We start from the raw sequence: 19,106 nt of genomic DNA, 5'->3' as shown, positions 1-19,106 counted from the left end.
AACTCTGGCTGAAGGGATCCATGATGACGTCGAACCTGTACAGGCTGGGCCGGTACGCCGCCCGCCGGCCCTGGGTGGTGATCGGTGCGTGGCTGGTCGTCGCCGCGCTCGTGGTCGCGGCCTCGGGTGCCTTCGGCAAGAAGCTCGAGGAGTCGTTCGGCGCGCCCGGCGTCGACTCGCAGTACGCGACCGATCTGCTGTCGGCCGCGGGAACGGACCAGGCCGGGCTGACCGCGCAGGTCGTCGTCACGCCGTACGACGAACAAGCGACCCTCGCCGGCGCCGAGCAGCAGGCGGCGCTGACGAAGCTCCGCGCGACTGCCGCCGCGTTGCCGCACGTGCTGTCGGCAAGCGATCCCGTGATCTCGCCCGACGGTCGGGTCGGCCTCGTCCGGATTCAGTACCCGGTGCTCGACGAGCTCGAACCGAGCGATCTCGAGCAGCTCAAGACCCTGATCGCCGTGCAGTCCCCGCTCCGGGTCGAGCTGGGCGGCGACCTGTTCTACGCGTTCGAGGAAGCGCAGCCCGGTCTCGCCGAGGCGTTCGGCTTGATCGCCGCGATGGTCGTCCTGCTGGTCGCGTTCGGATCGATCATCGCGATGGGGCTGCCGATCGGGATGGCCCTGTTCGGCCTCGCGCTGGCGATCAGCTCGCTGTCGCTGGTCACCTACCTCGTCGAGCTGCCCAGCTGGGCACCCGTTCTCGGCAGCATGATCGGGCTCGGCGTCGGCATCGACTACGCACTCGTCATCGTCACCCGGCATCGCGAGTTCCTCGCCCGCGGGGTGCCCGTCGACGAAGCGGTCGGGCAGGCGGTCGCGACGGCCGGGCGGGCGGTGGTCTTCGCGGGCGGCACCGTGGTGATCGCGATTCTGGGGCTGGTCGTGGCCGGCGTACCGTTCATGACCGCGGGCGGGATCGCGATCTCGCTGATCGTGCTGACGATGGTGCTCGCCTCGCTGACGCTGCTGCCCGCATTCCTGGGGCTCGCCGGGCACCGGATCAACAGCCTTCGAGTACGACGGGTTCGCAGCTCCCCCGGTTCGGGCTGGCAGCGATGGGCCGGGCACGTGTCGAGGCACGCCGTCGCGTACGCCGTGAGCGCGACCGTCGTGCTGCTCGCACTGGCCGCGCCTGTGCTCGCGCTCCGGGTCGGTACGCCGGACGACGGCGCGCTGCCCGTCCAGCGGACCGAGCGCCGGGCCTACGACCTGGTCGCGGCGGGCTTCGGTGCCGGGAGCAACGGTCCGCTGGTGATCGCGGTCGACGTGTCGCGTGATCCGGGCGTCGTCCAGGCGCTGCACGACGCCGTACGGGCTGATCGCGGGATCGCGTCGGTCGCGCCGCCGGAGGTGAACACGGCGGCGGGCGTCGCGACGCTGATCGCCGTACCGACAACCGGGCCGCAGGACGACGCCACGATGACGACCGTCGAGCGGCTGCGTGGGGAGGTGTTTCCGTCGGTGCTGCGGGACAGTCCGGCGAAGGCTCATGTCGGTGGTCAGACGGCGACGCTGGCCGATGTCGGTGCCAAGGTCAACGATCGGTTGCCGTGGTTCGTCGGTGCGGTGATCCTGCTGTCCGTCGTACTGCTCAGTGTGCTGTTCCGGTCGATCGTCGTACCGTTCAAGGCCGCGCTGATGAACCTGCTCAGCATCGGCGCGTCGTTCGGCGTGATGGTGATGGTCTTCCAGTGGGGCTGGGCCGCGGACCTGATCGGGCTGGAGTCGACGATTCCGATCCTGCCGTTCATCCCGATGTTCATGTTCGCGGTGGTGTTCGGGCTCTCGATGGACTACGAGGTCTTCCTGCTCTCGCGGATCCGCGAGGAGTACGTCCGGACCGGCGACAACACCGCGTCGACGATCCACGGCATCGCGACCACCGGGCGGGTGATCACGTCGGCGGCGCTGATCATGATCGCGGTGTTCGTCAGCTTCTCGCTGGCTGATGACCCGACCGCGAAGATGTTCGGGCTCGGCTTGGCGACGGCGGTGCTGGTCGATGCGACGATCGTGCGGCTGGTTCTCGTACCGGCGTTGATGAAGCTGCTGGGGGATGCGAACTGGTGGATGCCTGCCTGGGCTGTGTCGAAATCGGAGTCCGGTGTTCAGCGCAGGGGCGAGCAGGTCCCCACCTCGAGCTGATCGAGAGCCGGACGTACGACGGGCGGATTCAGAATCTGGTCTACCCGGCCGACACTGCACGGCTGAGAACGGAGCGCGCTCAGGAGAGAAGCTCGCGAAGGCCTGCTGCCACAGCGATCGATAGAAGTTGGTGGCGTCGAAGGCGTGAGGTTTTCAGGAGCTCGGCGAGGCGCTGCTTCTGGGAAGCGGTGGGCTGGAAGTACATCGGTGCTACTGGTTGGGCTCCGAGGACGGACAGGTGCGGGTCTGGATCGTGGTGGAGTTCCAGATCCGCGATGACTGCGTCCCAGCCGCCCAGGCTGCGGTGGATCCACCAGCCGCGCCGGCGGAGGGTGGGATCCTCGGCGGCCTTCAGTACTGCGAGGTCCTGCAGGGACCATAGTCGGGGGTTGCGGATGAGGACCTCGCTCGCGAGGCGGGCGACCCGCGAGTTGGTCGCGGCCGTCAGCTCGAACAGCGTTGGGATGTCGTCAGCGGTGGCGTTGGTTTTGAGCAGGACGAGGCCGACCTTGCGCAGGGCGAGTTCGTGGCTGTGCACGAGGGTGAGGATCTCGTCGCGTGCAACGGAACGGTTGACCTCGACGAGTCCGACGTACGCGCGAGCACGGACGGCCGGGGTCACGTCGGAGCGCGTGATCGCGGCGTACGTCGTGGCCGGATCGCGGCCCAGCTCCTCCCATCGGCGACGCGCCCACAAGCGCACGAGGACGGAGCGGTCCACGAGGAGTCGTTCGACATCGGCCGGGTCGAGCTCGGACGCTGTCAGGCGGACCAGAGCGAGTACGCGGCTGTCGGCGGCGCGTCCGCGCAGGAGCAGTTGCGTGACCAGTTCCGGCGAAGCGTCGTCGACGACGATGCGGTTCAGCAGCCGGCGTACGATCTGGTCTTTCTCGCGCGGAAGGATCTCGGCCACCTCAGCGAGCGGCAGCAGTCCGGCATCCCGGCTGTCCTGGTACGCCGATCGACGCAGGTCGCGGTCGGACGACTCTCGCAGGCGAGCCCACACTTCCGGCTCCCCGTGGATCGCCACCAGCGAACGCAGGTACTCCGGCAGGAGGCCGGCGCCGCGGCCGCGCTTCGCGATCCGGTGCAGCAACGGCACGATCCGGTCGGCCTGGTCGAGCCCGGTTCGGCGACGTACTTCGGCCGCCGCCAGCTCGCGGATCACCGAGACGTGGTCGGTGGCTCGTACCGTCAACGCGCGATCGCCGCTGGGATCTCCTGACGTGATCAGCGCTCGTACGGCGCGCTCGCGAACGAATCCGCTCGAATGCATGGTCGCGACCACCGCGACGACCGGGTGCGGCTGTTCCAGGACCGGCGCGGTCCACTGATCCGGCACTCCCAGCGGCGGCCCGTCGTACCGGAACCGGCGGGCGTAGTAGTCGATGCGCAGCATCTCTCGCGCGGACGCGGCGTCGAGCCAGGACGCGCTCTGGTCCAGGCCGGCCCGATCGCGCAGCCGAGCGGCCTCAGCGGCCTCTTTGAGACGGCGGCGGATCTCCACCGGATTCAGCATGTCGCTCATCTTCGCCGATCAAGCGACGAGACGTCCGGGAATTTCTGTCGTGGGGACTCGCAGTGGTGACGTCAGGGCCGGATGCCGAGGATTCACGAAGCGGTGGTGGAGAGTTCATCGGGGCGAGGAAGTTCGGGGGTATGGACTTTGGACTGGTGATGCGTGGGTGGGGTCGAGTTGGAGTCGCGGCCGGCGTCGGGATCGCCCTGGTGGGTGCGGGGGCGGCGGTCAGTCAGGCCGGTGGGTGGTGGCCGAGGGCGCCGCATGTGTTTCGGGTGGTGGGTGATTCCTTTTCGGGGCACAGCAAGGTGAGTGGGGACGTACTGCGGAATGACTCCGGGGCGACGGCTGTGGTGCGGCATTCGTCACCGGCTCACGGGACGGTGACTTTGGGGGCGGATGGGGGGTTCGTTTACACGCCGAAGCCTGGGTTCAAGGGGACGGACAGTTTTACGTACACGGCGACTGACGCCGTACAGGTGTTCAGGAATAGCGAGGCCGGCGGGGGTGCTTTGGCGCCGTTAGCGAAGGTTGCGGGGCCGGGTGGGAGTACTACGGAGATTTCTGGTGAGGGATTCGGGTCGGCGTTGGCCGCGGTGCCCGGTCGGGCTGGGTACTTCTACGGGCTGACCGATCGGGGGCCGAACGCTGATGCCCCGGATGGGAACAAGTCGGAGATGCTGCTCGACTTTCAGCCGCAGATTGGGAAGTTCAAGCTGGTTGACGGGCGGGCCGAACTGGTCTCGAAGGTTTTGCTGAAGGGGCCTCGGAGTCTGGGCGGGGTGAAGTACAGCGGGCGGCCGCCGCACGACACGAGTGAAGTGATCGACGATGTCGACGCGACGAATGCCAATGGCGGTACGCCGGTTCCGGTGGCCCGGGATGCCTACGGCTACGACTCCGAGGGTTTGGTGGCGTTGCGGGACGGGACGTTCTGGGTTTCGGACGAGTACGGGCCGTACGTGACGCATTTCGATGCCGACGGGTACGAGATCGGGCGGCTGACGCCGTACCGGAACAGCGTGGACAACGCGGCGCACAAGATCGTCGGGTATCTGCCGGCCGAACTCGCGAATCGCGTGAAGAACAAGGGGATGGAAGGGCTGACGGTCACGCCGGACGGCTCGGGATCTTGGGAGCGTGAAGGCGGCTTCGGTGGCGCCGGTGCGGATTGTCGCGATCGATCTGCGGACTTATCGGGCGAAGCAGTACCTGTACCTGTTGGACAACCCGGCGACTACTGGTGCGGCGATCAGTGAGATCACGGCTTTGTCGAACACGCGCTTCTTGCTGGACGAGCGGGACGGTGCCTTCGAGCCGTTCGCGCAGAAGAGCCTGAACGAGATCGACATCGAGGGCGCTACTGATGTCAGCGGGCTGACTGTGGGTGGGAAGTCGCCGGAGGCTCTGGTTGGTGCTTCGGCGACCAACGCCGCGCTGGCGACGCTGACCGCTGCTGGTGTGCAGGTGGCCTTGAAGCAGCCTTTGGTGAATGTCGGTGCGCTGGTGAGTCAACTCGACACGACCGGCAAGTTCTTCGGGCACGACAAGGTGGAGGGCGTTGCGACGACGGATGGCGGGCGAACGCTTTATGTGTCGAACGACAACGACTTCGGGATTGACACGATCGTCGTCGACCCTGACGGGAAATGGACCGTTCACCAGAAGGTGCTGCCGCCGACCGGGCAGACGGACAACGGGGAGATCTTGAAGATCGACACCTCGAAGCTGCCGGCGGTTGTGAAGACGGTGACGGTGACGATCCGCGTTCGCTGATCGGTGTCGGGCCCGCCCACTCTGCGTGGGCGGGCCCTTTGGTCAGGGCCGGAGCTTGCCGAAAACCACTCGGGCCAGCAGAGCGACCAGAACGAATGCGATTAGTCCGGCCAGAGCGACGACCGACACGACGCAGGCCGCGTTGGTGGCCAGGGTCAGCTTGGTCGTCGTCTTCGTGAAGCCTTCGGTCAGCAGAGCGAGACCGGCGAGCATCAGGAAGGCAGCGGCCGCGCAAGCCAAAACGATGACGTGGTGACCGCCGAGCGTTGTCGTGGCCGTGAGCCGCGACGATTGATCGAGCCACGGCCCGAAGGTGTACATCCAGATGACAGCCATCAGGTCAGCTGCCATCAGGGTCCACATGCTGACAGCGGAGTGAGAGGGGCTGGGCGTGGGCCTGCGTTGCAACATGGTCACCACCTCCGAACTTCCACGGAGACAGACGAGAGGACCTTCGAACGCCGGTGGACCAGCGTCGGTACGGCCTTGGACGGTGGCGTCATCTACCGCGAACCACTGCCCTCACTCTGGAGTCAGTGGCTTCTATTCAATTACAGTAGACCTGGGTGTACTTTGCTGCAATACAGATCGTCCGCTTGAACTCAATCGTGACCTGCCGCTACGGTAGGCAGATCAGCATTCACGGAACGTGCCAGTTGCGCCTGCTCGAGAGCTGAACCGGCGCAACGCGCCAGGGTTCTGGCCCTACAGGTGTCTTCGGGTGTAGACAGGTATACGTCCGCCGGACGCGCCTGCACGAAGAGTCGACAACTATCCTGGAGTGATCTTGGCCGCTTCACCAGAGGCCGCACGACTAGCCACGAGGCTTCGCGGCTTGCGTGCTTCGTACGGAGCGAAGCTGACTCAGGCGGATCTGGCGCGCGCCCTCAGCGAGGAGTCCTCGGCGGCCGTCGCCACCATCAGTTCGTGGGAGTCGAAGACCAACCCCAAGCTACCGCCGGTGGAACGACTGCACTCCTACGCCCTGTTCTTCGCACGCACTCCCGGAGCTGACGCTCCCCGTCTTCCCCGCGAGCAGGATCTGACGACTGAAGAACGTGAGCGTTTCGAAGCTCTGTATCAAGAGCTCGTGGGGCTTCGCGACGCGGTGCACGGCGTGGCCGACGGCTCGATCCTGTCCTTCAAGGATGGTCCGGTCACGATCATCTGCCCGGAGGTTCCGGTCCCCAACCGCTCCTCGCTGGCCAAGGAAGAGAATCCCAACTACACGCGGACCTACCGCTACGCGGACCTCGACGCGCTGATCGAACTATGGGGACAGATCCGTTCCGCCAACCCGGACCTGCAGGTGACCCGCCGGCTGGCAGCAGAGGTCGTTCCGCGCGAGATGAAGGGCCATCTGGTCGTGCTCGGCGGCATCGGCTGGAACCAGGTCGCCGACCGGCTACAGCAGCAACTGGGGGATCTCCCGATCCAGCAGGTGGAGGTCCCGGACCTGAAGAACGGCGAAATCTTCAGATTGAGGGGTGCCGACGGTCGTGACTTCCGGCCGGTGTGGAAGGAACTCGAGAACACCAGCGTAGAAGCCGTGGGCACGAAGAAGATTGCGGAAGACCAGACCGAAGACGCTTGGCGCGGCGGCAAACCTCGTGTACTCGTCGAAGACGTCGCGTTCCTCGCGCGGCTGCGTAATCCGTACTCGCCCCACGGCAGTCTCACCATCTGCAGCGGCGTCTACAGCCGAGGGGTCCTGGGAGCGGTCCTTGCTCTGACGGACGGGGACGTCCGCGAACGCAACGAGGCCTTCATCGCCAACCGCTTCCCGAACGGATCGTTCGCGATGCTCATGCGGGTCCCGGTGGTGAACGGTGAGATCGCTGCGCCTGACTTGGATATCTCGGATACCCGTCTCTACGAATGGTCACCGAGCGACGACATCACAGACTCCGCCTCAGACAGCGGAGCAGTCTGACAATTAACAACCTCGACGCGTTCTGAGCGTGCGCTGAAACTGAGAACACCTTTTCCGACGCACGAGGGCGCCCTACAGAAAGGCTTTTGGTGCAGGATCTCGAAGGGCTCACTCGGTCGCGGCCGGATGTCGTCAGCTTGGATACGGACAAGTGGCAGACGCTCAGGGACTTACGGTTGAAAGCGCTGGGCGAGTCCCCTGAATCATTCCTCGGCGATCTCCGGGCCGAGCGAGCGTACGACGAGAAGCACTGGCGCCAAGAGCTTGCTCACAACGTATGGATTGTGGCCACACTCGAGACGAGGCACATCGGTTTGGCAAAGCTCAACCTTCAAACGGACGACGGCATGCACCTCGAAGCATTGTGGGTCGATCCGAACGAGCGCCGGCGAGGTGTCGGCACACAGTTGGTCTCAGCACTCGAAGTCATCGCAGCGAGGAGGGGCACGCGACAGTTGAAGCTCTGGATTTTCACCGAGAACGAATTGGCGCGGCAGTTCTATCGCCACATTGAATATGGAGAGACCACGGTGGTGCAACCCATCAAAACAAACAATCGTGTGCGACATGAGGCCGAGTACCAGAGACACCTATAGTCGAAGATCCCGGACCGCTTTCCACTGATGCTGTCTATTTGATCTTGTATAACCGCGGGCTACTCTGGTCATCCTGAGCGAGCGCTCGACGTCGAAGACAACCGGGAGCGATCTTGGCCCCTACGCCTGAGGCCGTACGACTTGCCACGAGGCTTCGCGGCCTTCGTACGACGCATGAGCCGAAACTGACTCAGGCGGACCTGGCGCACGCCCTGAGCCAGGAGTCCTCGGTGGCCGTCGCGACGATCAGTTCCTGGGAGTCACGGCGGGATCCCAAGCTGCCGCCGGCTGAGCGACTGCACTCCTACGCGCTGTTCTTCTGCTCGGACCGATCGACCACTACCCCGGCATACCTCGTGCCCGAGGACGAACTGACCTCGGATGAGCGAGGTCGATTCCAGGACCTCCACGAGGAGCTCGTCGCACTGCGCGAGGCGGTCCATGGACCGAGCAGTGCCCGCGAATCCTCGAGCAGCGAGCTCTCGACGTGGACCTTCGACAGCGATCCGATCACGATCATCTGCCCCGAGGCACCGCTGGCCGAGCGGCCTCCGATGGCGAACGAGAAGAACCCGAACTACACACGAATGTTCCGGTACGCCGATCTGGACGCCCTGATCGAGCTGTGGGGGCACATTCGCGCATGCAACCCCACCGCGAACGTCGTGCATCGGTTGCCTTCGGAGGTTGTGGCGGACGATCTGTCCGGCCATTTGGTGGTGCTGGGGGGCGTCGGCTGGAACCGGGTCATGAAGCGGATCCTCAAGACTCTGCGCGAGATGCCGGTGTCCCAGGTCGAGGTCGACGATCTGAAAACCGGCGAGATCTTCCGAACCAGCGGGGCTGATCGGCGCGAGTACCGGCCGGTGTGGGACGACGCGTCGGACAGCGGCCGCGAACTGATCGAAGACGTCGCGCTGCTGGCCAGGGTGCGGAATCCTTACAATCACAGCCAAACTCTCACCGTCTGCAACGGCATTCACAGTCGTGGCGTCGTCGGTGCGGTGCTAGCGCTTACCGACATCGCCCTCCGGGAGCGTAACGAAGCCTTCCTGGCCAACCGTTTCCCCGGTGGCGAGTTCGCGTTGCTGCTGCGGGTGCCGGTCCTGAACGGCGACGCACTCTCACCCGATCTCGAGACCGACTCGAACCGGCTCTACGAGTGGTCTCCGACCGACAAGGCGTCCCCCGCATGAGCAACGGCACCAAACATGTGGCGTCGCACGCCTCACTTCTGCGCGATGTGTCGGCCTGTGCTCCGTCGCCGACGAACAGCAGGTTGGATGCGATCGTCGTACCGGCGTCCCGGCCGAATCTGCAACGGCTGATCGACCTGTCCGCGATGTTGTCGGTGCCGCTGGTCGTGTTGTGTAGCCGGCATGCGAAAGCGGAAAGAGTGGCGGAAAGAGTCGAGGCCAGCCTCGGGGCGCGGGCACTCGTCGTCGACATACTCGACGGGTATCAACTGCCCGGGCATCACCCTGAGACTTCCCGCGACGACTTCCGCGAGCTCAGTGCCGATCGTTCCAGCGACCTAAGCGTGAAACGCAACCTCGGCCTGGTCCTGGCCCGGCTGCAGGGCTGGAAGAAGATCCTCTTTGTCGACGACGACATCCATCAGCTCAGTCCACGCGACATCTCGCGCTTCTCCGGTTCTCTGGATCGTCATCCCGTCGCGGCGATGGCCAGCGTCGCCTACCCGGACAACTCGGTCGTGTGTCACGCACGACGGCTCGCGGGGCTTCGGCAGGACGTGTTCGTGAGCGGCGCTGTGCTGGGTGTGAACACGCAGCATCCGGCCGTGTCGTTCTTTCCCGATGTCTACAACGAGGACTGGTTCTTCTTCGCGCAGCAGGCCGCCTCGCGCTCCCTCCCTATGATCGGGAAAGCGCAGCAGGACGAGTACGACCCCTTCGCGGACTCCGGCCGAGCTGCCCGCGAGGAGTTCGGTGACCTGCTCGCCGAAGGCCTCTACGCGTTGTTCAGCGAAACGCCTGGGTGGGATCAACTCAAGGTCGCGGCCGGCAAGCGCCACTGGCGACTCTTCAAAGAAGGCCGGTACGCCATGATCGCGGAGACCTCCCGTCGCTTGTCGGCGGTGGAGGACAGAACGGGGGCAGACCTGTCTTCGGCCCACAAGTCGCTGCTCAGGGCCACGGAACAGCTGGAGCTGATCTCACCTGACCTCTGCGTCGATTTCGTTCACAGCTGGCAGGTCGACAAGGAGAGCTGGCAGGCGATCATGCCAACGCACGGATCTGTCCTCGGCGAACGCGAGGCGATGAACGAACTCGGGCTGACGAACTGGATTTCCTGTGGTTACGGCAATGGCCCGCGGTCGGTGGGGCCGGGGATGAGCTTCAGTCGTTCTTCTGATCGCTCGAAGGAACCGGCCAACGTCTGACGCTCGCCGGTGGTCGCGAAGCCCAGGTGTTCGTAGACGCCGCGCGCCAGATCGCTGCCGTCGAGGACCCAGACGTACCAGTCGCGGACGGCCGGCTCCCGCTCGACAAGTTGCCGGAGCATCGCTCGGAGTACGCCCTTCTCGCGGTGGTCGGGATCGACCCACACCGACTCGATGTGACGTACGTACGGCGGTTGCTCGGGGTCCTGCACCGAACATGCCATCCCTACAGCCTGCCTGCCGATGCGGGCGACCACCCAGGCATTCCGTGTGCAGCGTTCGCGCCAGTAGGCCTCGTCGCCGGCCCTTCCGGCGTCTGCCTTCGAGAGAAAGGCGTCCGGGGACTCCTCGAGAGCGCGCAGCCGGAGGTCCTGCAGGAGTTTCCAGTCGTCGTCGGTCAGCACTTCGACGTCCAAGATCTCCCCTCTCTCGGCGCAGCGGTCCCAGTCTTGGCCATCCGGAACAGACCGGCAATCGCGCGCTGAGTGTCGCCAAGAAGTCACCTTCGGTGGCGGGAGCAGGATGCGGTTCCGGAGCGGTTTCGTGGGTCTTGTGCTAAGCAATGTGATCTCGCAGTGGTGGGGTCCAGTAGAGCCACGGGCCGGTGCATGGGGTGAAGCCTGTGGATCGGTAGAAGTCGGCTACTGAGTTGTTCAGGGCGGAGACGAAGACGACCTTGGCGCCTGCGGATTCCAGCCAGGTCAAGGCTTGGGCCAGGAGGGTTGTGCCGATTCCGTTGCTCGGCTGAGCTCGGTGACGGCCAGTTCTTCCAGTACGCCGTACGGGGCGTGGCCGTAGTTGGTGAAGGTGGCGACTGCTAAGCCGACGACTTCGGTGTGGTGGCTGGCAACGAAGGTCACGGGTGTGCACCAGGTTTTGCGGGCTTGTGGGCGTTCTGGCAGGCTGCGAAGTTCGTTGGAGCGGCGCTGGACATTGGCGGTGAGTGTGGCCGGCTGGAGACGTGGATGGTGGCGGTTGAGGTCCCGGAGGGAGGATGTCCGGGGTGCTGATGAGGGCGGGTGGTCTTCGCTTCGGCATGCGTACGGGGCTGCGGTCGACACGCCGGCGCATTTGCGGGCGTTGACCGCTGGGAGTCCTCACGCACAGGGCGAGGCGTTGTTTCACCTGGATACGGCTGTGCTGCACCAGGGCAACCTCTACTCGGCGACGGCTCCGGCGGCGGTTGTTGTCGGTCAGTTGCTGGGGGACGGTCAGGTCAGCGCTGAAGCACGTGAGGAGCTCATCGAGTTTCTCGGGAACGTTGCCCGTGCCACCGGGGAAGCGGAGAGGTCCGGGTACACCGGCGACTTGCTGGCGCCGCTTCAGGACGCCCTGCGTACGACGTACCCGTTGCTCCTTTCCTTCCTCGACGACGCCGATCCTGCCGTGCGTGACGCTGCTGTCATGGCGGTGGTCGGGTACGTCGAGACGCAGACGCTTGCGGATCAGCGCCCAGCCATCGGCGATCTGCTGATCGGCTGGACCGGTACGCGGTCGGAGGATCGGGCGGTGTGGGTTCGTCTGCTCGGCGAGTTGGGCGGCGACCCCCGGCCGTTCCTCAGCGACACCGACGCGAAGGTGCGGGTTTGCGCCGCGCTCGCTCCGGCCCTTCTGCAGGACGACTCGGCGACGGACATCATCGTCTCCGCCTTGGCTGAGATGGCACCTGCTCCCGTTGTTTATCCGGAGCTGTACGGAATCGCGACGCTGATCGAGGCGGCGCTCGAGCGGGTCGACATCGAGCGCATTGCGGGTCCCGGCGTGACCATCGTGCGTGGCGCGAACAGGATGGGGTTCGGGACGACCTGGGGACCGCTGTTGCTGGCGGCCTTCCGCGTCCCTTACGCACCCACCAGCGGGTTGTCGGCGGTGCAGCGAGACATTCTCGGCGCGCTTGTTGCCAATGCCGGGATCTGGGACTACAGCATGGGCAACTCGGCGATGGTGTTTCGCCAAGCGGGGCTGCCGTTCCAGCGGGAGGCTTGTGCGCGGATCGCCAGTACGAGCTAGCCCTAGGCCGGCGGCGCCGGTCCGGGGTTTGGAGCACCCCGGACCGGCGTACGGGGTTAGGAGGTCACTCGGGTGCGGGCGGCTTGGCGCCAGGCTCGGGATGCGGCGTCGAGGGTGTTGTTCTTGTGGAGGTCGTAGGTGGTGAGGGCGGGGGTGGCGTCCAGGGGGCACTGGGTGGCCCATTGGCCGGAGGAGTTGAGGATGCCGGCTGCGGTTTCGGGGAGGTTGGGGTTGGTGGAGACGGCGAGGCTTAGCCAGTAGTGGTTGATGGCGGCGTTGGCGGGGGCTACTGCGGCTACGGCGTCTTGGCCTTGGCCGAGGCCGGTGGTGGCGTAGGAGAGGAGGACCGCGTCGACGTCTTGGCGGACGTAGTCGATGAAGATTTCGGGGATGTGGGCGTCCATGCCTACCGCGAGGCCGAAGCGGTAGCCGTCGAGTTCGAAGGTGACGGGTTGGGTGCCGGGGGCGTACATGTAGTTGAGCTTGGTGGTGGAGAGGGTGCGTTCGTCGTACCGGGTGACCAACCGGCCCTGGTCGTCGAAGACGTAGAGGGAGTTGTGGGGGCGGGCGTCGGGTTGCTGGTGGAGGGATGCGATTGCGGTCCAGAGGCCCAGGTCGGCGGAGAGGGCGGCGATGCCGGCGAGCTCTTCGTCCAGGACCTGCCACTGGGCTTTGGTCCAGTCGGAGTTGCCGATCTCGTCGGGGCCGAGTTCGGACATCACGTACTTGCTGGGGAAGCAGAGCGCGCCTTCGGCGAAGTGGACGAGGCGGGCGCCGGCCTTGGCGGCCTGGCGCAGGAAGCTGCGGACTTCGGCGCCGCTCTCGCGGAGGGCGGCGGCGTCGGTGGGGTCCTGGCGGACGGTCGACTGGACCGCGGCGATGCGCAGGGTCGGGTGGGTGGTGGGTTCCGGCATGTCTTCTCCTGAGGGAGTGGGACGGAAGTGCCGGAGGGCAGCCGTGTAGGACTCGCCCGTTTTGGCGGCGCGGGCTCGGACCCGTCGCTTGAGATTCCTGTGCGCTGTCATCTGGCCTTCCACGCACTCGTCCGCGATCCCCCAGCGATCCCGTCCGAGGCGGATGACCAGGACGAGCGGCCCGAGATCGTGGATCCCTTTGCCTTCTGAGGTGGACCGGGCTGGGGCCGGTCGACGAAGGTGAGGCGCGGGCCGCGCCGGATCTCCATCTTGACCGAGGCCGGCCGGGGCCGTCAACCAGCATGCGGGTGTCGGCGTGGCTGGGTAAGGTCGCGCAGGTGACGACTGTGAGCGGCGTACCGGTGCTGATCGTGAGCGGGCCGGTGGGCGTCGGAAAGAGCTCGGTCGCGCACGAGATGTTCGACCAGTTGAGCGACCGGGACATCGCGCACGCGGTGATCGATCTCGATGCCTTCGGCATCAGTTGGCCGTACGGCGAGGGCGATCCGTACAACGAACGGATGGCCCTGCGGAACCTCGCGTCGGTGTGGGCGAACTACGCCGCGAGCGGGGTCGATCGGGCGATCATCGCGCGGGTCGTCGAGGCGGAGGCCGACCTGGCGGCGTACGCGGAGGCGATCCCGGGGGCCGAGATCCAGGTGTGCCGGCTGGTGGCGTCGGTCGACGTGCTGACGGAGCGGGTCCGGCGGCGGGAGGTCGGGTCGTCGTACGAGGTGCTGGTACGGCGGTCGGTCGAGCTGGCGTCGAGTCTCGAGGCGTCGGGGCCGACGGATTTCGTGGTCGAGACGAGTGGGCGATCGCTGGCGGACGTCGCAGTCGAGGCGTTGACGAAGGCGAGCTGGATCTAGCCGTGTCCGGCGTACTGCGGGAGGCTGCGGCCGAGGCGCCTGGCAGGGCTGGGGTTTATCTGTTCCTGGGCGCTTCGGGTGAGGTGCTCTATGTGGGGAAGGCCGGCAACCTTCGGCAGCGGCTCGCGCAGCATGCTGCGGCGAAGGGGCCTCGGGTGGGGCTGGCCAAGAGGTACGACCTGGTACGACGGGTGGTCTGGGAGGTCGCTGCTTCCGAGGAGGCGGCGGCCTGGCGGGAGTCGGAGCTGATCTTCGCGCTGCGGCCGCCGTACAACGCGAACACTGGGGTGCGTGGGGTCGCGGCGGTGGGGCAGGATGCTCGGGTTCCTTACCTGGTGGTGCGTGAGGAAGCGGCGGGGGTGCTGCGGTTCGCGCTGGAGACCGGCGTGCCGGGTGAAGGGCGGGCCTACGGGTGCTTTCCGCATCTTGGGAAGGGAGTGGCATCCTCGTTGGGGATTGCGTGTAGTGACGGGTACACGGCGCTGCTTCGGTTGCTGTGGGCGAGCGGCGGTGCGGGCGATTTGATGCCGGGGGCAATTACACGGTCAGCGCCGGGCGAGTTCTCGGTGGTGGTTGACGACAGGACCGCGCTGCACGGGTTCCTCAGCGGGACTCGGGCGAAGCTGGTCGACGAGTTGTTGCTGGGGGCAAGCGAGCGGCCGGCGTTCATGATGCCGGCGTTGCGGCGGGACCGGGAGGCGGCACTGCGGTTCTTCGCGGGTGGGCCGAGGCTCGTCCGCGAGCGGCGGCTGCGGCACGGCGTACGGGGTCGGGTGCTGGAGGTGGAGACCTACAGGCGGCTGGTGCGCGAGGAGATCGCTCCGGTGATCAAGGGGTGACCTCGGTCCAGCGCCACCAGGCGGACTCGCCGTCGATGTGGAGGAGGTACTCGGCGACGGGAGTGCCGTCGGGAGATTCCAGGGTGAGGGTGGCGCGGATCTGGGCGGTGGCGGCGGCCCAGGCTTCGTCGTTGGTTTCCAGCTCGGCGAAGAGGTGCTTCACCTCGTCGTAGGCCGGGGTGGGCTCGACGTGCGCCTGGAGCCAGGGGTAGTCGGCACCGACGACGACCAGGTCGGCGACCAGTTCGTCGCCACGCTTGAGGTGCCAGATCTGAGAACGGTCATCCACGGGATCGAGCCTAAGCGCTGTCAGCGGGCCGGGTAGGTTTTGGGTATGGCGCGGCGACTTGGAGCGGGGCAGACGGCTGAGGTTTACGTGGTGGACGTTCGGACGGGGGTGAGTCGGCTCGTCTTTGCGTCGCAGGAGATCCTGGTGGAGGCGCCGAACTGGTCGCCGGACGGGAAATGGCTGCTGCCGAACGGGGACGGGAAGCTGTTCCGGGTTTCGGTGGACGGCGGGGAGCTGGAGGAGATTCCGCTCGGGGGTGTGCCGCCGATCAACAACGACCACGTGGTCAGCCCGGACGGCGAGACGGTTTATGTCTCCGCTGAGGACGGGCACCTGTACGCCGTCACCGCCGGGGTCGCTCGGCGCGTGAGCAACGAGCGGGGCGCGGGGTTTCGGTACTACCTGCACGGGGTTTCGCCGTCCGGGTCGACCTTGGCCTACATCGGGATGGACAGCGCGCGGAACACGAATGTGTGGACGATTCCGGCGGCCGGCGGGATCGACGTACCGGTGACCGACGACGAGTTCGCGGACGACGGCGCCGAGTTCGGGCCGGACGGGGAATGGATCTACTTCAACTCGGAGCGGGCTTCGGCGAACGCGCAGTTGTTCCGGGTGGCCGGCGACGTGGTGGAGCAGTTGACCGACGACGAGCGGGTGAACTGGTTCCCGCACCCGGCGCCGGACGGGTCGGCGATCGCGTACGTGAGTTTCCCGCCGGGGACGGCCGGGCACCCGGCGGATGTCGAGGACGTGCGGGTCCGGCTGCTCGAGCAGGGCGAGATCCGGGAGATCGCGACGGTGTTCGGCGGGCAGGGGACGATGAACGTGCCGAGTTGGTCGCCGGACAGCCGGTTCTTCGCGTACGTCGCCTACCCGGTCCGATAACTCCTTCGCGGACGGCGCCGGCCGAGTTGTAGGTTCGCCCCATGGTGTCGGTGAAGCGGGTGTCGGCGGAGCACGCGGACGCGCTGCTGCGGTTCGAGCTGGAGAACCGGGCGTACTTCGCGCGGGTGATCCCGGACCGCGGCGACGCGTACTTCGCGGAGTTCGCCGACCGGCACGCGGCGGTGCTGGCGATGCAGGACGCCGGCACGGACCACTTCCACGTGCTGGTCGACGACGGGCAGATCCTCGGCCGGGTCAACCTGGTGAACATCGTCGACGGGTCGGCCGAGCTCGGCTACCGGATCGCGGAGTCGGCCGCCGGGCGCGGGTTGGCGACGTGGGGCGTGCGCGAGGTCCTCGGTACGCCGTACGGGCTCCGGCAGATCACCGCGCGCACCACGCTGGACAACCTCGCCTCGCAGAAGATCCTGGCCCGCGTCGGTTTCGTCCGCACCGGCGAGGTCGAGCTCAGCGGCCAACCCGGCTACAGCTATGTGCTGGCGACGCCCCAGGCGTAGGGCGCTCAACCAGAGATCACACGAGGGCTTCGGCTATTTGATCGGCCAGGTCGATGCCGACTCGGGGCTGGTGGTGGAGGCGTTCCCACAGGGCTGAGCTGACGGCTCGGGCCTGGGTGGCGCGGCGGGAGAGGTCGCGGTCGACGGCGGCGGCTTCGCTGTAGGTCGCGATCCGGCGGAGGAGGCCGGCGGACAGGTCGTCGGCGATCTCGTCGATGCGGTCGCGGACGATCGTGGCCGCGTCGAAGGCGGCGCTGCCGGCCAGGCCCTTGGGGTCGATGACGAGCCAGGGTTCGCGGTCGGCGCGCAGGACGTTGGCGAAGTGCAGGTCGCCGTGCAGCATCGTGTCGGTTTTGTCGTCCCCGAAGGCGGCGATGGTCTCCAGCGCGGCATCGATGAGGCGAGCGGGCAGCGGATTGCCCAAGTGTTTGCTTTGGGCAAGCATTTGACGGGACCAGCCGGCCAGTGTCGAGGTCAGGCGCGGGATCTCCGGAGGAGCCGGTACGGCGAGCCGCCGGGCCAGCTCGCCGGCCACCACCCACGGATCATCGGTTGCCGAGGACAACGTCTCCCCCGAGATCCGCTCCAGCAGCATGGCGAAGTCCGCGTCGTCCCGCTCGAGCAGCCGGACCGCGCCCGCACCCGACCACGCGGCCAGGGCGGTCGGCTCGTAGCGGTTGCCCGGGTGCGGGAACGACAGCTTCAGTACGACGCGCGCCCCGTCGCGCAGCGCCGGGACGATCAGCGCGACCTGGCCGTGGACCGCCGGCCCGGTCGGCGTACAGCGCCATCGCCCGAGGTGGTGCTCGGTGAGGCCGGGGAGATGTTCGATCCAGGTCCGGCCGGGAGCACCCTCTCGGGCGATGGTCTGCTCGGCGAAGGCGGCGGGAATCACCCGCACAATCTATGCGGCGGCCGCGGCTTCCGTCAGTTGCTCGGCGGTGGGCTGGATCTGCGGCGTCACCATCGTGACGACCACGTTCGCGACGGCGAAGAACGCCGCGATCAGCATCCCGCGCTGGAAGCCCTCGACGAGAGCCTGCTGCTGGGCGACACCAGAAGCCAGGGCGTCCGTCGTACGGGTGATGGACAGCGTGGTGACAATGGCCAGCCCGAGGGCGCCGCCGACCTGGTACATCGTGGTCACCGCGCCGGAGGCCGCTCCGGCCTCGTGGTGCTCGACCTCGGAGACTGCCGCGATCTGCGCCGGTACGGCGACGCCGATGATGCCGAGCCCGAACAGGACGAAGCCGGGCAACAGCTCAGCGGCGTACGCACCGCTGGCATCCGCACGGGACAGCAGGATCAGCGCGGCCAGGCTCAGCACCGAACCGCCGAGTTGGACCGTGCGGGTCCCGACCTTCTGGACCAGCTGTGACGCGGCGACCGCTCCGAGTACGGCGGCGAAGCCCATCGGGAGGAAGTGCACGCCGGCCTGCAAGGCGGAGTCGCCGCGGACCTGCTGCAGGTAGATCGCGGTCAGGAAGAACATCGACAGGAAGCCCGCGCCGTTCAGCGCCAGCGAAACACTGGAGACGCTCAGCGCTCGCGAACGGAACAGCTTCAGCGGCACCAGCGGCGCCTTCGACCGGGACTCGACCAGCACGAAAGCCCCCAGCAGCACCACTCCGCCGATCAAGAACCCGAGCACCTCGAAAGATCCCCACCCACGAGGCTCGGCGCGGACCACGGCGTACACGATGGCCAGCAGACCACCGGTCCCCAGTACGGCGCCCGCGGTGTCGAAGCCGCGCGGCCGGTCCTCGTTGTGGCGCATGTCGGGCACGAAGACCGGGATCAGCGCGACCAGCGCGAGCACGATCGGCACGTTGACGAAGAAGACCCACTGCCAGCTGAGCGAGTCGACCAGTACGCCGCCCGCCACGACCCCGAGCGTGCCACCGAGTCCGGCCAGGCCACCCCAGACGCCCATCGCGATGTTCCGCTCACGACCGTGCGCGAAGGTCATCGTGAGGATCGCCAGCGCGGCCGGCGAGAGCAGCGCGCCACCAAGTCCTTGCACAGCACGCGCCCCGATCAAGAACTCGGGCGTCGTCGCCAGCCCGCCGACCAGCGAGGTGACGCCGAACAGCAGGAGCCCCGCGACGAAGACCCGGCGCGGGCCGAGCAGGTCGGCCATCCGGCCGCCGAGCAGCAGGAAACCGCCGAAGAGCAGGGTGTACGCGCTGATCACCCATTGCAGCGTTTCGGCCGAGAACCCGAGATCGGCCTGGATGTCGGGCAGCGCGACGTTCACGATCGTCACGTCGAGCACCACGATGAACTGCGCCAGGGCCAGCACCGCCAGGGTGGCCCAGGGACTGCGTTGCTTCACAACTACCTCACAGGAGTCTACGTCGTACGTATACGCTGTATGCTGACGTCGTACACGCTAGGTCTACGG

At 66.8% G+C, this 19,106-nt stretch carries 20 protein-coding genes; 12 read left to right on the top strand and 8 right to left on the bottom strand.

Annotation, left to right across the window (positions count from 1 at the left end):
- Positions 1 to 23: 23 nt before the first annotated feature.
- A complete protein-coding gene (locus HDA39_RS33405; protein ID WP_184802035.1) occupies positions 24 to 2,147 on the top strand; it encodes an MMPL family transporter in 2,124 nt (707 codons plus the stop codon).
- A 79-nt stretch (positions 2,148 to 2,226) separates the two neighbouring features.
- Here HDA39_RS33405 and HDA39_RS33400 read toward each other — a convergent pair whose 3' ends face one another.
- Positions 2,227 to 3,675: a hypothetical protein gene (locus tag HDA39_RS33400; RefSeq protein WP_184802033.1), complete on the bottom strand. Its 1,449-nt coding sequence runs from the start codon at positions 3,673 to 3,675 to the stop codon at positions 2,227 to 2,229.
- Positions 3,676 to 3,806: 131 nt separating this feature from the next.
- Here HDA39_RS33400 and HDA39_RS42730 point away from each other — a divergent pair, with 131 nt between their 5' ends.
- Both HDA39_RS42730 and HDA39_RS43505 read left to right on the top strand, forming a co-directional pair.
- Positions 3,807 to 4,925 (top strand): esterase-like activity of phytase family protein, encoded by a 1,119-nt coding sequence (locus HDA39_RS42730; protein WP_202893195.1) that lies wholly within the window; start codon positions 3,807 to 3,809, stop codon positions 4,923 to 4,925.
- Entirely contained in the window at positions 4,807 to 5,442 is a 636-nt protein-coding gene (locus HDA39_RS43505; RefSeq protein WP_337926005.1) for an esterase-like activity of phytase family protein, read from the top strand. Before HDA39_RS42730 ends, HDA39_RS43505 begins: the two co-directional genes overlap by 119 nt.
- A 42-nt stretch (positions 5,443 to 5,484) precedes the next feature.
- On the opposite strand, the gene HDA39_RS33390 is transcribed toward HDA39_RS43505, so the two are convergent.
- Complete coding sequence (locus HDA39_RS33390) at positions 5,485 to 5,793, bottom strand: hypothetical protein (RefSeq protein ID WP_184802031.1); 309 nt, start codon at positions 5,791 to 5,793, stop codon at positions 5,485 to 5,487.
- Positions 5,794 to 6,277: 484 nt separating this feature from the next.
- Between HDA39_RS33390 and HDA39_RS33385 the strand changes: the two genes are divergently transcribed.
- The 4 genes from HDA39_RS33385 to HDA39_RS33370 all read left to right on the top strand — a co-directional run bounded on the left by HDA39_RS33385 (position 6,278) and on the right by HDA39_RS33370 (position 10,375).
- Positions 6,278 to 7,375 (top strand): hypothetical protein, encoded by a 1,098-nt coding sequence (locus HDA39_RS33385; protein WP_184802029.1) that lies wholly within the window; start codon positions 6,278 to 6,280, stop codon positions 7,373 to 7,375.
- A gap of 89 nt (positions 7,376 to 7,464) precedes the next feature.
- The gene (locus HDA39_RS33380) at positions 7,465 to 7,971 is read left to right on the top strand and encodes a GNAT family N-acetyltransferase (protein WP_184802027.1); all 507 of its coding nucleotides are present in this window, start codon (positions 7,465 to 7,467) and stop codon (positions 7,969 to 7,971) included.
- Positions 7,972 to 8,201: 230 nt separating this feature from the next.
- Positions 8,202 to 9,167, top strand: a complete 966-nt coding sequence (locus tag HDA39_RS33375; protein WP_184802025.1) for an XRE family transcriptional regulator — start codon at positions 8,202 to 8,204, stop codon at positions 9,165 to 9,167.
- Positions 9,164 to 10,375 (top strand): hypothetical protein, encoded by a 1,212-nt coding sequence (locus HDA39_RS33370; RefSeq protein ID WP_184802023.1) that lies wholly within the window; start codon positions 9,164 to 9,166, stop codon positions 10,373 to 10,375. Before HDA39_RS33375 ends, HDA39_RS33370 begins: the two co-directional genes overlap by 4 nt.
- On the opposite strand, the gene HDA39_RS33365 is transcribed toward HDA39_RS33370, so the two are convergent.
- Together HDA39_RS33365 and HDA39_RS33360 are read right to left on the bottom strand one after the other, a co-directional pair.
- Entirely contained in the window at positions 10,291 to 10,791 is a 501-nt protein-coding gene (locus tag HDA39_RS33365; RefSeq protein ID WP_184802021.1) for a GNAT family N-acetyltransferase, read from the bottom strand. The genes HDA39_RS33370 and HDA39_RS33365 overlap by 85 nt on opposite strands.
- Positions 10,792 to 11,076: 285 nt before the next feature.
- Positions 11,077 to 11,235, bottom strand: a complete 159-nt coding sequence (locus HDA39_RS33360) for a hypothetical protein (protein WP_184802019.1) — start codon at positions 11,233 to 11,235, stop codon at positions 11,077 to 11,079.
- Positions 11,236 to 11,491: 256 nt separating this feature from the next.
- Between HDA39_RS33360 and HDA39_RS33355 the strand changes: the two genes are divergently transcribed.
- Positions 11,492 to 12,385 carry a hypothetical protein gene (locus tag HDA39_RS33355; RefSeq protein ID WP_184802017.1) on the top strand — a complete coding sequence of 298 codons (894 nt, stop codon included), beginning with the start codon at positions 11,492 to 11,494 and terminating at the stop codon, positions 12,383 to 12,385.
- Between the two features lie 56 nt (positions 12,386 to 12,441).
- Here HDA39_RS33355 and HDA39_RS33350 read toward each other — a convergent pair whose 3' ends face one another.
- Positions 12,442 to 13,299, bottom strand: coding sequence for a carbon-nitrogen hydrolase family protein (locus tag HDA39_RS33350; protein ID WP_184802015.1), 858 nt, complete (start codon positions 13,297 to 13,299; stop codon positions 12,442 to 12,444).
- Positions 13,300 to 13,637: 338 nt separating this feature from the next.
- On the opposite strand from HDA39_RS33350, the gene HDA39_RS43920 reads away from it, so the two are divergent.
- Together HDA39_RS43920 and HDA39_RS33340 are read left to right on the top strand one after the other, a co-directional pair.
- The gene (locus HDA39_RS43920; RefSeq protein ID WP_184802013.1) at positions 13,638 to 14,168 is read left to right on the top strand and encodes a P-loop NTPase family protein; all 531 of its coding nucleotides are present in this window, start codon (positions 13,638 to 13,640) and stop codon (positions 14,166 to 14,168) included.
- Between the two features lie 2 nt (positions 14,169 to 14,170).
- Complete coding sequence (locus HDA39_RS33340) at positions 14,171 to 15,007, top strand: GIY-YIG nuclease family protein (protein WP_184802011.1); 837 nt, start codon at positions 14,171 to 14,173, stop codon at positions 15,005 to 15,007.
- Here HDA39_RS33340 and HDA39_RS33335 read toward each other — a convergent pair.
- The gene (locus HDA39_RS33335; RefSeq protein ID WP_202893193.1) at positions 14,997 to 15,296 is read right to left on the bottom strand and encodes a hypothetical protein; all 300 of its coding nucleotides are present in this window, start codon (positions 15,294 to 15,296) and stop codon (positions 14,997 to 14,999) included. The two genes, HDA39_RS33340 and HDA39_RS33335, sit on opposite strands and share 11 nt — an antisense overlap.
- A gap of 90 nt (positions 15,297 to 15,386) precedes the next feature.
- On the opposite strand from HDA39_RS33335, the gene HDA39_RS33330 reads away from it, so the two are divergent.
- Both HDA39_RS33330 and HDA39_RS33325 read left to right on the top strand, forming a co-directional pair.
- A complete protein-coding gene (locus HDA39_RS33330; RefSeq protein ID WP_337926004.1) occupies positions 15,387 to 16,184 on the top strand; it encodes a TolB family protein in 798 nt (265 codons plus the stop codon).
- 41 nt (positions 16,185 to 16,225) lie between these two features.
- The gene (locus HDA39_RS33325; RefSeq protein WP_184802007.1) at positions 16,226 to 16,702 is read left to right on the top strand and encodes a GNAT family N-acetyltransferase; all 477 of its coding nucleotides are present in this window, start codon (positions 16,226 to 16,228) and stop codon (positions 16,700 to 16,702) included.
- A gap of 16 nt (positions 16,703 to 16,718) precedes the next feature.
- On the opposite strand, the gene HDA39_RS33320 is transcribed toward HDA39_RS33325, so the two are convergent.
- Together HDA39_RS33320 and HDA39_RS33315 are read right to left on the bottom strand one after the other, a co-directional pair.
- Positions 16,719 to 17,597 (bottom strand): aminoglycoside phosphotransferase family protein, encoded by an 879-nt coding sequence (locus HDA39_RS33320; RefSeq protein ID WP_184802004.1) that lies wholly within the window; start codon positions 17,595 to 17,597, stop codon positions 16,719 to 16,721.
- 9 nt (positions 17,598 to 17,606) lie between these two features.
- Complete coding sequence (locus tag HDA39_RS33315; protein WP_337926003.1) at positions 17,607 to 19,037, bottom strand: MFS transporter; 1,431 nt, start codon at positions 19,035 to 19,037, stop codon at positions 17,607 to 17,609.
- Positions 19,038 to 19,106 lie beyond the last annotated feature (69 nt).

Origin of the sequence: Kribbella italica (genome assembly GCF_014205135.1) — a bacterium.
GTDB classification, from domain to species: Bacteria; Actinomycetota; Actinomycetes; order Propionibacteriales; family Kribbellaceae; genus Kribbella; species Kribbella italica.
This window is presented reverse-complemented; position numbering and strand designations above follow the sequence as displayed.